General features: G+C 38.2%; 16 protein-coding genes. All 16 read left to right on the top strand.

Annotation, left to right across the window (positions count from 1 at the left end):
- Nucleotides 1-6 precede the first annotated feature (6 nt).
- Entirely contained in the window at nt 7-669 is a 663-nt protein-coding gene (locus GWK08_RS16600; protein WP_163608374.1) for a DUF6090 family protein, read from the top strand.
- Nucleotides 670-882: 213 nt separating this feature from the next.
- Nucleotides 883-1698 (top strand): AraC family transcriptional regulator, encoded by an 816-nt coding sequence (locus GWK08_RS16595; protein WP_163608373.1) that lies wholly within the window; start codon nt 883-885, stop codon nt 1696-1698.
- 77 nt (nt 1699-1775) lie between these two features.
- On the top strand, nt 1776-2270 hold the full coding sequence (locus GWK08_RS16590; protein WP_239524946.1) for a VOC family protein: 495 nt from the start codon (nt 1776-1778) through the stop codon (nt 2268-2270).
- A 305-nt stretch (nt 2271-2575) separates the two neighbouring features.
- Nucleotides 2576-2935: a VOC family protein gene (locus GWK08_RS16585; RefSeq protein WP_163608372.1), complete on the top strand. Its 360-nt coding sequence runs from the start codon at nt 2576-2578 to the stop codon at nt 2933-2935.
- A gap of 16 nt (nt 2936-2951) precedes the next feature.
- Entirely contained in the window at nt 2952-3275 is a 324-nt protein-coding gene (locus GWK08_RS16580; RefSeq protein ID WP_163608371.1) for a hypothetical protein, read from the top strand.
- 172 nt (nt 3276-3447) lie between these two features.
- Nucleotides 3448-3915: a hypothetical protein gene (locus GWK08_RS16575; protein WP_163608370.1), complete on the top strand. Its 468-nt coding sequence runs from the start codon at nt 3448-3450 to the stop codon at nt 3913-3915.
- Nucleotides 3916-3930: 15 nt separating this feature from the next.
- Nucleotides 3931-4506 carry a helix-turn-helix domain-containing protein gene (locus GWK08_RS16570; RefSeq protein WP_163608369.1) on the top strand — a complete coding sequence of 192 codons (576 nt, stop codon included), beginning with the start codon at nt 3931-3933 and terminating at the stop codon, nt 4504-4506.
- Nucleotides 4507-4578: 72 nt separating this feature from the next.
- A complete protein-coding gene (locus tag GWK08_RS16565; RefSeq protein WP_163608368.1) occupies nt 4579-5397 on the top strand; it encodes an alpha/beta hydrolase in 819 nt (272 codons plus the stop codon).
- Between the two features lie 14 nt (nt 5398-5411).
- Entirely contained in the window at nt 5412-6128 is a 717-nt protein-coding gene (locus GWK08_RS16560; protein WP_163608367.1) for a DoxX family protein, read from the top strand.
- 52 nt (nt 6129-6180) lie between these two features.
- Nucleotides 6181-6954, top strand: coding sequence for an alpha/beta fold hydrolase (locus tag GWK08_RS16555; protein ID WP_163608366.1), 774 nt, complete (start codon nt 6181-6183; stop codon nt 6952-6954).
- Between the two features lie 30 nt (nt 6955-6984).
- Nucleotides 6985-7566 (top strand): GrpB family protein, encoded by a 582-nt coding sequence (locus GWK08_RS16550; RefSeq protein WP_163608365.1) that lies wholly within the window; start codon nt 6985-6987, stop codon nt 7564-7566.
- 86 nt (nt 7567-7652) lie between these two features.
- On the top strand, nt 7653-8096 hold the full coding sequence (locus GWK08_RS16545) for a GNAT family N-acetyltransferase (RefSeq protein ID WP_163608364.1): 444 nt from the start codon (nt 7653-7655) through the stop codon (nt 8094-8096).
- A 54-nt stretch (nt 8097-8150) separates the two neighbouring features.
- Nucleotides 8151-8840 carry a DUF6304 family protein gene (locus GWK08_RS16540; RefSeq protein ID WP_163608363.1) on the top strand — a complete coding sequence of 230 codons (690 nt, stop codon included), beginning with the start codon at nt 8151-8153 and terminating at the stop codon, nt 8838-8840.
- A gap of 40 nt (nt 8841-8880) precedes the next feature.
- Entirely contained in the window at nt 8881-10341 is a 1461-nt protein-coding gene (locus GWK08_RS16535; protein WP_163608362.1) for a TlpA family protein disulfide reductase, read from the top strand.
- A gap of 160 nt (nt 10342-10501) precedes the next feature.
- Complete coding sequence (locus GWK08_RS16530; RefSeq protein WP_163608361.1) at nt 10502-11242, top strand: DUF6090 family protein; 741 nt, start codon at nt 10502-10504, stop codon at nt 11240-11242.
- 15 nt (nt 11243-11257) lie between these two features.
- Nucleotides 11258-11758 carry a hypothetical protein gene (locus GWK08_RS16525; protein WP_163608360.1) on the top strand — a complete coding sequence of 167 codons (501 nt, stop codon included), beginning with the start codon at nt 11258-11260 and terminating at the stop codon, nt 11756-11758.
- The last annotated feature ends 100 nt before the right edge of the window (nt 11759-11858 follow it).

Raw genomic sequence — 11858 nt, 5'->3', positions numbered from 1 at the left:
CAGGATATGAAAAAGAAAACAAAACGACGCTGGGCTAACTATTTTATAGAACTTCTGATCGTAATTATAGGGATTACCATTGCGTTCTGGTTTAACAATTTAGCAGATACGATTAAAAACAGGAAGCAGAAAATAGCCTATCTGACTGATATAAAAAATGACCTGAAAACCGATAGTCTAAAGCTGGTCAACAATATTAAAAACAATGAAATTAAGAGTGAAACTCTGTATAGATCCCTGGAACTAATTAAGCGAACCGCCCCTATAGACAGTGTATTAAGTCATATCCTGGAGATCGGAAGTTATGATTTCTTCAAACCGGACAATTTCACCCTGACTTCCCTGCTGCAAAGCGGCGATCTTAAACTGATCGATTCTGAACAAACCAAAAGAGAACTGATGCGATTGCTCCAAATGTATGAATCGATCGATAATATGCAGATCAACTTTCTCCAGGCCCTGGATGAGAATTATTTCCCCATGCTGATCTCAAAGGTTGATATGACAGAATTAAGGACAACAGATCCCGATTACTTCTATGGCATTGAGATTAAGAATTATTGCGCATACACCCTTAATGAAACCGACCGGCATATTAAAAATTATAAGTATGCACAAAATCAGGTTAATAATGTAATGAAGTTAATTAAAGATGAGTTAAGCCGTTAGACAGCATCAATTAGGCTGAGACTGCCTTTATTGTCGGTATAACCCTCGAGGATTTTCCATTTGGGCCCGTATCAAAAACGGAAAAGGAAATCAGGCAAGAGACATCCTTAGAGAATACATACTTCCGGCAATCACAGATTAATATTATATCTTTAAACCAGTTGCTGCGCACTACGCAGGGCGTAGAGTCTAACTGTTAAAGAACCATAATAAATGAACTATCAGACATTTCAACCTCATCCGGATCTGGCATCGCTTGTCAATTGTTACTGGATTTTAGAAGTTCCCGCCGAAAATGATTCACAAAAACAACGGATCATTCCGGATGGATGTATTGAGATGGCCTTTATTCTGGGCGATGATATAAAACGTTTCACTTCCGAAGATGAATTTATCCTGCAACCCCGTTCCATGGTACTCGGGCAAATTACAGAGCCTTTTTATATCCAACCTACAGGATATGTCAATACATTTGCCATTCGCTTTTACCCTTACGGCTTTGCCAATTTTGTAACTATACCTATTAAGAGCCTGGCCGATAAGGAAACACCTATAGAATTATTGTTCGGAGAAAAAACTACCAAAGCGCTGGAGCAAAAAATAATTCAGGCAGCAGATACCAGTCAGCGAATAGAGATCATAGAAAGTTTTCTTTTAGCTAAACTGAATGATAAAACAACTATTGACAATATTGTAAAAACAACCATCGATGCCCTGTTGCTTACCAAAGGAAGTGCATCGATAAATACAATTCTCAAAGAAGACTTATCCAAAAGAAGGCAACTCGAAAGAAAGTTTACCAAGCAAATTGGTATTAGTCCAAAGCAGTTGGGTAAGGTGATCCGATTACAAAGCGCCCTAAAAATGCTACTCAACAAAAAGACAGAAAACCTGACCAATATTGCTTATGAAAGCGAATATTACGATCAGGCACATTTTATCAAAGATTTTAAGGAGTTTACAGGAATTAATCCGAAAGAATTTTTGGATAATGAAAATATGACCCTTTCCTCCCTTTTCTACAAATAGACCGGAAGTGTCGCATTTTTACAATTTCACCCCTCACCGGTAATTTAATTTTGTATTGTCAATTTAAACCGGAGGAAATGAAAAGAATACTATTAACTGCTTCCACACTGCTTGCCTTTAGTTTTATGGCTTGCAACAAGCCGAATAAAGTTAATCCAGAAACACAAAAACTTAACTCAACCGAACAGCAAACAACCAATGATATGAAAAGTTTTATTTCCATTTTTGAAATACCCGCCATAGAATTTTCAAGAGCCGTCGGGTTTTATCAAACAATTTTAGACATTAAAATTGAAGAGATCGATATGCAAGGTACAAAAATGGGGATATTCCCATCCGAAGGTCAGATGGTTTCGGGAGTGATCGTTAAGGGAGACGGCTATCAACCCTCAGCCGACGGGGTAATTATATATCTTAATGGAGGAGATGATCTTCAACCTATCCTGGATAAGGTGGAGCTTAACGGCGGAAAAATTGAGGTTCCCAAAACCCTGATCGATGAAGAAAACGGCAACTTTGCCATGTTTCTGGATACGGAAGGGAACAGGATCGGTTTACATTCCCCGAATTAAACAGAACGCTCTGTAATCTATAAAAACAGTAACGGCTTGGGTGCCTGCCCGGGCCGTTTTTGTGTTTAATTAAGTATCTTGTTATCTGAAAGCAAGTGCATATTGCCCGCTGCTGCTCTTCTGTTAACCCCTGGCAGTAATTTGGAAATACGATATGAGGAAAATTATAGCATCGATTGTATTGGTTATGAATATCGAACGGATTAGGACAAAAGCCTTATACGAAAAGACATTTGGCAGAAATACAGATCTGATCATCAACCTTAAACAGGCGCAATAGCAAATAATATAAAATCAATAATAACATGGGACTAAAAGGATTATCCCCAATGCTTCAGGTAGACGACATGGACCATACTATTAAGTATTACGAGAGTGTATTGGGATTCAAATGCGAATCGCGTATGAATGACGACTGGGCCCGTGTTGAGCGGGATGATATTTCTATAATGTTCTCTGGTCGTTTTGGGCAAGGTAAGGATCAAAAACCGGTCATGACCGGTAGTATTTACATCTTTACTAATCCGGTTGATGACCTTTGGAAAGAGTTAAAAGACAAAGTTGATATTTCGTATCCGATCGAGACCTTTGATTATGGTATGAGGGAATTTGCCATTACCGATTGTAATGGATATTTGCTTCAGTTCGGCCAGGGAGTAGAATAATAATAAAACAACAATTATGTGGAAAGAGCAACTAAAAGTATACGACGAATTGGTGTCCAAATGCCCGCGTTTTGAACGCAAGGGAAAAACCATGCCTTTTACTTCAGCCAACGGATATATGTTTTCACTATTCAATAAAGCCGGTGAGATAGGGATACGGTTTTCAAAAGAAGTGCAGAAAAAATATATGGAAGAGTATAACACCACGATCTATAAATCCTATAATTCTGTAATGCAGGGGTATATTTTGATCACTAATGAGATGATGGAAGATGCAGACAATGTGGCAAAACTCCTGGATGAGAGTTACGATTATGTAATGAGCCTGGAGCCAAAATAAAATTACTGCTAACAAAACTAACTCCTTAGTACTTTCCACAGCAGCAAAAGAGGGCTTATTTATCAGTTTCTATCATCCCTGGCGCAGATGTCATAAAATTGTCACCCACATGACGTCATCAATGTCCGGAGCCCGGTGTACATTTGTTTCAAACAATTAAAACACCTGTACATTGGATAAAACAGAAGAAAAATCATCAAGCCGGGGGAAAATATATAAACACGCTTTTGGTCTTGCTAAAAAAGCAATTATTGTTTCCTTCTTCGTCACTCCAATCCGCTTTTTTCTGGAACTTGCAGGATTTCCCGAAAATGTCATTTTCATTATCGGACTTCTCTGGCTAACTTTGGCATTTGCGGTTTATTGGGGAGTTCAATTATACAGGGAAAAACGATCATACCTGATACTGCTTTTGAGTTTGATCATATTTTCACCGGTTTCGAGATTTCCGGTCTTTGTTTTTTGGTGGATCGATACCAGGTGGGAAATCGGAACTCACTACGGTCTTTATTTTGATCATTGGACACAGGCACTGTTGAATCAGGTGATTTACGGAGCCCTCGTTCAGATCATCCCGGGCTTTTTAATAGGCTCAATAACGCTGGCAGTGATGAAAAACAGAAAACCCGTAACCGTATAATTATATTTGGAACAAATGGATAACAATAATCTGGCCGTAAGATTAAAAGAGTTAAGAATCCGGAAAGGAATGTCTCAGGAAGCACTCTCCGAGGAGTCAGGCTTGAGCCTGCGAACAATCCAAAGGGTTGAAAATAATCAGACCAGGCCAAGCGGAGATACCTTAAAACGGTTATCAGATGCATTGAACGTAAATCCTGATGAGCTGATCGACTGGGCAATAAAAGAGGATAAAAAATATCTGGTTTTCCTGAATTTATCCGCTCTGACTTTTCTGTTTTTCCCACTACTCGGGATCTTAGTGCCTTTTATTTTATGGACATCGAGGAAAGGTAAAATAAAGAACATCAACAAGCTGGGAAGGGATCTGATCAATTTTGAGATAAGCTGGACAATAATGCTCTTTTTTATTCCTTTTTTGCTGTTTCTGTTTACAAAAACCGGCTTTATAGAGGATCTGAGCATCAGCTTCACTCTTCGCATTATTGGAGTAATGTATTTTATAAATTTACTTTACATATCGATAAACACACTTAGGATCAGTAATGAAAAAGATGTGGTATATATTCCCAGGATCAATTTTTTAAGGTAGTATATTCTATTTCAGAATCTTTATTATCTTACAAAATAATCACACCTAAAACCATTACCAATCCGCTAAAAAATGATGACCCCTGATAACCAGTTAAAACTTCGATCACGCCATCCGGATTTTCAGGAATTTCTGGACTTTAATGAGAATGAATCCGTTAGGGTCAAAAAAAGCTACCGCAATCATTTAGATCGGCACTATGGAAAAGCTGCATTGCAAACAATGGATATCTTCCCGTCCAATGTCAGCGATTCTCCCATCCACGTATTTATACACGGAGGATACTGGCGGGCATTAGACAAAAAAAGTTATAGTTTTGTAGCAGAGCCCTTCGTAAAGAGCAATATTACTGTCTGCATTGTTAACTACAGGCTTATCCCAACTGTGGACATGGAAACGCTTCTGAGCGATATAACAAGCGCTATAAACTGGATTCGAAAAGAAGCGGTACGATACAACGGAGATCCCAACGCCATGGTCCTTTCGGGTCACTCTGCTGGCGGGCATCTGGCTTTAATGGCTTATTTAATGAATGAGGGATTGAGAACCGGTATTCGTGGAATTTGCAGTTTAAGTGGTATCTTCGATTTAGATCCTATTAGAAATAGCTATTTAAACGAAGTATTGAATTTATCTGAAAAGGATGTGGATGCGTTCAGCGTTTCAAACAAGGATCTATCTGTTCTGCAATGTCCTGTCCTCTTAAGTGTAGGGGCGGCAGAAACCGATTTTTTTATTGAGCAATCCAGGAGTTTATACACTCAAAACAACTCAAAGGCTCCTTTAGAATACTATGAATACGAACAGCTTAATCATTACCAGATAGTTCATAAATTAGGGCAGGAAGATAATCCGCTAACACAATTCATCATCAAAAAGGCAAACGGCTAAAACAAACCAATAATATGAGTATTTCATCCAAGCTTGATCAGATCCACTCACAAGCCAGGCAAAACAGATGGCTTTGGTACTTTTCCATTTTCTGTCGGTTTGCACTGGCACTCGGTTTTATTCCTTCCGGCCTGACCAAAATTATAGGCGAACGCTTTGCGAGCGGCCTGTCTGCCAATCACCCGATGGGTCATTATCTGGAAGCTCTGCATGATACATCCTATTATTACACCTTTATCGGAATTGCTCAGCTTGGTGCGGCCATTCTTTTATTGATCCCCAGAACGGTGGTCCTGGGAGCCATGTTATATCTTCCAATTATCCTGAATATCTGTATTCTTTCATTTGCAGTTCGTTTTGACGGCTCTATTGTTACTTCGCCTTTAATGGTGCTTGCCAATCTGTATATTCTCCTCTGGAACTACGACCGGGTAAAATTCATCTTACCCTTTAAAAAGTTTTCCGAGCCTGTTCTCCTCGGGAAGCCTGAAAAATACAGTAATAAATTCCCCTTTCTCTTCTTTACAGGAGTTGCAGCCACTTTTGGTGCTGTTATTCTCTTTTTTATTTACGGACATGAGGTAATGCCCAGAAACTCTCAGTCTGAATGCCAGAAGCAGTTTATCGGCACTGAAAATGAAACGGCCGGACTCAATTTTTGCGAATGCATCCATACGGAAGGCCGGAGCTTAAATGAATGCCTGGAAGTCTATGAAGGGGCGAAGAAATAAATATCGATACAACCAAAATGAAAAAAATACCTTTTTAATAATTTTAATTTTTATGTCAACTAATATTTTCTCCCAGGCGCCTAAAAAATCGGAATCTGCCCTGGTGAACGGAAAAAAGATCTATTACGAAGTATACGGAAAAGGAGAATCTTTACTCCTGCTTCATGGCTACAGTATGTCATCGAAGTCCTGGAAGTCCTATGTCTCCGATTTTGAAAAGGAATACGAAGTATATCTGATCGATCTGACCGGGCACGGGAGATCGGAAGTTTTTAAAGAAGACTTATCTATAAAAGCTGTTGCCGAAGACCTTAACTTTTTAATTCAGTATTTAAAACTGGAGAAGGTCAAAGCTATTGGATTTAGTTTTGGCGGGGATGTCCTTTATCAGCTGGCATTGATCAATCCTGCCCTGATAGAATCCATGGTAACCATTGGAGCAGTCGGAACATGGAATGTCAATGACTTCCCCCATTACCTGGAAACCTATACCTATGAGAACCTGGATGACTTTCCCTGGTTAAAAGAACTGCATGCAAGTGATGCGCATATCAGAGGGATATTGCATCAGTTCCAGAATTATGTGGTATATCTAAGCGATAAAGAGATTCAGCAAATACAGGCGGAGGTTTTGATCATGATGGGCGATGATGATGAAGGGATGGATTTCGACGAAGTTGCCAGATTAAAGAAGAACCTTAGTAATTCCGATATCTGGATCCTACCCGATGTTTCCCACGGTGCCCATGAAGGTGAAAATAAGGAAGAGTTTGTTTTAAAGGCTAAAAAATTCCTTGCTAAAAAGCCAAAAACTGACGGGGAGTAATAGCAGCAAAACATAATAGTAAAATTAATTATGAAACGAACTTTAAAAGACCTTACCAGAGAAGAATGGAATAAGTTGTTTCCGATTAAGCTGGTAGAACATAATCCTGATTGGACAGGCATATATGAAAAGGAGAAAACCAGGATTATTTCTAATGTAGAGAAGGAAATTATTTTAAGAATTGAACACTTTGGAAGTTCTTCTATCCCGGGAATCAGGTCCAAACCATATATCGATATCATGATAGAGATCCCCAAGGAGTTATTATTTAGTAAAAGTGTTATCAAGCCATTCGAAGATTTGGGATATTCTTACTTCAAGGTCCCTGAGCGGGAAAATATAGATGCGTATATGTCTTTTGGAAAAGGTTATAATCTGGAAGGCAAAAAGGAGCAGATCTATCACATACATATGTGCCCCAAAGAAAATGTTATGTGGGATCAAATATACTTTCGGGATTATCTAAAGAGCAACAGAGAAAGAGCCAGGCAATACGAAGAATTAAAACTTCAATTAGCTTCCGAATTCCAAAATGACCGGGGAGCTTACGTATTAGGAAAAACTGATTTTATAAAGGAAACAATAGATCTGATAAACGAAATAAAAAGCTGACACTTACAATTATCTAAACTCCAAAGTTTAAGAAGTATTTTCTTTTGTAACGGGAATTGTATAGTTTTAAACAACTCACTAAAACAATGAATCACCAAATAGATACGATCAATAAAACCGAATACCCGCAGGTAGTAGATGTCTGGGAAGCTTCGGTTCGGGCTACTCATGATTTTTTACAGGAAGGGGATATTGAATATTTTAAACCCCTTATCCTGAATAAATATCTGGATGCTGTTGAATTAAGGTGTATAAGAAATAAGGCAGGAGAAATTATGGGCTTTCTTGGGGTAGCCGATCAGAACCTGGAAATGCTTTTTATACATCCTGATTATCGCGGACAGGGAATCGGGAGGTCCTTATTGGATTATTCCATTAAAAACATGGAGGTAAATAAGGTAGATGTCAATGAGCAGAATGAACAGGCAGTAGGCTTCTATCATCACTACGGCTTTGAAACAATAAAGCGCTCCGAACTGGACTCTCTGGGAAAACCATATCCTATTTTACATATGGAATTGAAAAAATAAAGTACGAATCACTTAAAAACAGGCATCTGTAAATTTGCAGATAACCATTTGAAAATGAAAAATCAAGTTTCCTACAATGGGGTTTTCGAAAACAAATTTGGCTTATCACAAATTGTTATAAAAAACGATTTTAAATACCTGAGTTTTGAACTTGGTTCATTTAGATTTGAAGGTACTTCTTTTGATGACTTTGAATTATTAGATTATGATAGTTATTCAAAAGCTGAATTAGAACGGTTTTCATTAAATAAGATTTCTTCTGGTCAGGGATTTGTTTATGAATTATGTGATTGCAGTATAACTGTTTATTTTCCATTATTCCTGAGGGATGTTGAAACAAAGGAAGTTCTTCAGAAAGAGCTTGAAATGAAGGTCCAAATAGGAAAAAATATAGGAAACGGTATGATTGAAGACCTTCAAGTGTCTTTAAATTTGAACATGTTTGGCAAAAAATTTGTTGCAGTAGATTATGATTTTGAAGACGCGGCAAATGAAATTCAAAAACAAATAGCGCCCAGATACAGATTTAACAACTGTTTTGGATGTAACTATTCGGATTATAGCCCTTATGGGAAAACGATATTTGGAGATATGCTGTGCTTCAAAAATCAGAAGAAAGAATATGTTAAAGTTAAAAACAAACTTGAGTTCTTTAAATTAAATAAAGCTGATAGTTTTGTCCAGGAAATTTATTGTTGTGAAGAATTTGAGATAAGGAGAAAAAATATTGGATACAGGGGATGAAGCTATAATTACAAAAAATTAAACATCATTATACAAACCAATGAAAAAACTCTTCCCGCTATTATTATTGCTTGTCCTTTCTAACTGCAAAGAGGAAAACAAAAAAGAAAGTACTCCCGACCTGCCCATTGCAAAAAAAGAAAAGCCAAAGAAGAATAATGAGGTGGTAATTGGCGTAAATGACAGCCTGCAATCATTTTTCACCAACCTTTTTGTCAATGAGATGCAGGATAAACCCGATATGATCTATCTGGGAAAAGAGCACAAAAAGACCTTTACCGCGATCCCAACGGAAAGCCCGGTAAAAATTGTAGGCGGTGACCCTTTTACTTTGTTCTATTATGAAGTAGAGCTTCAAAAAGGAGATAGCATGCTTATCGATGTAGAAAAACTGCAAATCAGCCCATCAAGACAAATAGATTATCCCCTGTTTAAAATCACCAATGGCGAAAGATCATGGGCCGAGCTCAATTTTGATTATTTGCTTTACCGGAAAAACATCAGTAATAAGGCTATTGAATTTAGTTCTTCCGAAAGCTTTTCACCCGCCGGCTGGGATCCTGAAAAAATATACGATAATTCCCTGGAGCTCCTGGACAGCCTAAAAAACAGAAAGGAAATATCCAGCGACTTTTACACCGGCGCCCGCTTAAATCAGCAAATAAAGCTGGCAACAGCTAAGGTGAGGGAAGCTAACAACAAAAACGAAAAGTTGGATATCCAAAGTCTGGGATTAAGCTTAAATGATAAAACACAGCTAAAGAATAAAGCATATATCGGTTATTTGAGAGCTGTGGTTCTTTATGAGTATTTCAGACAGCAAAAGAGAGTTCCGAATTCTGTTCAGTTCGATTTTATCGCGGAAAACAAAACACTTTTAGAGGAAGATAGTAAACTGGCTGTTCTGGACTCTTACCTGAGAAGCATCTTTTTTGTAGAGAAAAACAAATTTGAAGGCTATCTCAACAAGTTTAATTCCATCAACACAAATACAGAGATCAAAGATAAATGGGCTGCTGTTTTATCCGGTCTTAATTCAAACAAAAAGAAGCTAAACCGGTCCAACAGAAATATCGGTATCCTGACAAATCTGGTGAGTGACAGCGAGTTTACTTTCGATGAGATCCTGGCACATCACAAAGACAAGGTAGTTCTTATTGATTTCTGGGCAAGTTGGTGCTCTCCCTGTCGGAGAGAGATGCCATATCTGAAAGATCTGAAATCGAAATTCGGAACAGACGAATTGCAGATCATTGAAATTTCGATCGATAAAGATTATGCTGCCTGGGAAAGGGCTTCAAAAATGGAAAAGCTGGCCAATGAAGAACACAGTTATATCATTGCCAACTGGGAAAAATCCAATCTTTATAAGAACTATGAGGTTAAGACAATTCCGCGTTACCTGCTTTTTGACAAGGCTGGAAAAATAATAAACGAGGATGCCCCCAGGCCAAGCGATAAAAAACTGGAAGAGCTGATAAGAGCCAGCCTGGAACCATAAAAGTTTTCAGCCCGGGAAATAAAAGACAGGTCAAACAATGATATGGGATAAACGGAATTCCGGTCAATTTACTATCTTTAAATTATAATAGAATATTTCCTGAAGATCCCGCGACGAGCCATTTACCAGGTCGTTAGCTTTTATATAAAACTATTGCAAAATGGCAACATTCTTTAGAAAAATACGATCAAAGCTATTATCTGAAAACAAAATCACAAAATACCTTATTTACGCCGTTGGTGAGATCTTTCTTGTCGTTATCGGCATCTTAATAGCTATTCAGGTCAATAACTGGAATGAAAACAGGAAAGAGGTAGCTCAACAGCAAGCATATGAAAAAAGACTTATCGGCGAACTTAGGATCGATTTGTCAAAGCTAAGATCGCTCGATAGCACGGGTAATTTAAAAAAGAAACTGATTTACGACTATATCGATTATTACAACTCGACAAGTTCGGACCCGGAACTTCTGAACCAGAAAATAGAGACCCTGAATGTCTCAAAAAGGATCTTCTACACAAATGCCTATACCATTCAGGATCTGATCACCACCGGGAACCTTGCTCTGTTCCCCGAACACAAGAGAGCCGCTATACTACAGCTTAAAAATATACACGATCAATATTTGTATTATGAAACTTCCACAATTGAAGATGTGGCCCTCTACGAGCAGGAAATAAAAAAGACTTTCGATCTGCTGAACTTAAACGGTTTATCGAATAAAGAGATCACCGGTTCAAAACCTTATGATCAGAATCTTCAGTCAGATCAATTCAGGATATTCCACAATTCCCTGGTAGAAAGTTTAAAACTGTTTGAATTTCAAAGTGAGATGTACGAGGTTATGACAAAAGAAACATCAAAACTCCTGGAAGTTCTGATGAAAAACAATAAAGGCTAATACCGGCATATAAGTATGAGTGCAAAACCAAACCCACCTGTTATAGAGATTAGAGATTTTAATTTCCTGCTTGGAAAATGGTCTGTCCTGAACAAAAGATTAAAAGAGCGGTTAAGTGATTGTACGGAGTGGATCGAGTTTACCGCCGAAATGGAAACAAAATCCATTCTTAACGGATTAGGGTTGATGGACGAGATGAAATCCTCCCATTTCGGGGATGAATTTATCGGACTAAGCATCAGAATGGTCGATCCCAAAACAAATATCTGGACTATTTACTGGGCCGACACTGCCAGTCCTGAAAACTATCTGAAGGAACAGGTAGTCGGTGGGTTTAAGGATGGGATCGGAGAGTTCTTCGGAAAAGAATACTATCAGGGAAAAGAGTACAAACTACGCTTTCGCTGGAAAAAACATAGCCCGGATACAGCATTATGGGAACAGGCTTATTATGACAAACGCAAAAACGAATGGGAAACCAACTGGACCATGGAATTTACCAAAAGGGATAAATGACAAATTTATTTACACGAAGAACGTATTTTAACAAACACCTTTCAAAACTAAAGGGTGCAGATAGAAGGAATAATTATAAAGGCCTGGAAATACATGTCCC

It is taken from the genome of Leptobacterium flavescens, assembly GCF_010671605.1.
GTDB lineage: Bacteria > Bacteroidota > Bacteroidia > Flavobacteriales > Flavobacteriaceae > Leptobacterium > Leptobacterium flavescens.
Note: the sequence above shows the minus strand (reverse complement) of the source record. Positions and strands in the feature narration are given on the sequence as shown.

Coding starts and splice junctions, on each gene's coding strand:
- GWK08_RS16585 (WP_163608372.1), top strand. CDS start 2,576: ATGGGACTAAAAGGATTATCCCCAATGCTTCAGGTAGACGACATGGAC.
- GWK08_RS16560 (WP_163608367.1), top strand. CDS start 5,412: ATGAGTATTTCATCCAAGCTTGATCAGATCCACTCACAAGCCAGGCAA.
- GWK08_RS16570 (WP_163608369.1), top strand. CDS start 3,931: ATGGATAACAATAATCTGGCCGTAAGATTAAAAGAGTTAAGAATCCGG.
- GWK08_RS16540 (WP_163608363.1), top strand. CDS start 8,151: ATGAAAAATCAAGTTTCCTACAATGGGGTTTTCGAAAACAAATTTGGC.
- GWK08_RS16530 (WP_163608361.1), top strand. CDS start 10,502: ATGGCAACATTCTTTAGAAAAATACGATCAAAGCTATTATCTGAAAAC.
- GWK08_RS16550 (WP_163608365.1), top strand. CDS start 6,985: ATGAAACGAACTTTAAAAGACCTTACCAGAGAAGAATGGAATAAGTTG.
- GWK08_RS16595 (WP_163608373.1), top strand. CDS start 883: ATGAACTATCAGACATTTCAACCTCATCCGGATCTGGCATCGCTTGTC.
- GWK08_RS16580 (WP_163608371.1), top strand. CDS start 2,952: ATGTGGAAAGAGCAACTAAAAGTATACGACGAATTGGTGTCCAAATGC.
- GWK08_RS16545 (WP_163608364.1), top strand. CDS start 7,653: ATGAATCACCAAATAGATACGATCAATAAAACCGAATACCCGCAGGTA.
- GWK08_RS16555 (WP_163608366.1), top strand. CDS start 6,181: ATGTCAACTAATATTTTCTCCCAGGCGCCTAAAAAATCGGAATCTGCC.
- GWK08_RS16600 (WP_163608374.1), top strand. CDS start 7: ATGAAAAAGAAAACAAAACGACGCTGGGCTAACTATTTTATAGAACTT.
- GWK08_RS16565 (WP_163608368.1), top strand. CDS start 4,579: ATGATGACCCCTGATAACCAGTTAAAACTTCGATCACGCCATCCGGAT.
- GWK08_RS16535 (WP_163608362.1), top strand. CDS start 8,881: ATGAAAAAACTCTTCCCGCTATTATTATTGCTTGTCCTTTCTAACTGC.
- GWK08_RS16590 (WP_239524946.1), top strand. CDS start 1,776: ATGAAAAGAATACTATTAACTGCTTCCACACTGCTTGCCTTTAGTTTT.
- GWK08_RS16525 (WP_163608360.1), top strand. CDS start 11,258: ATGAGTGCAAAACCAAACCCACCTGTTATAGAGATTAGAGATTTTAAT.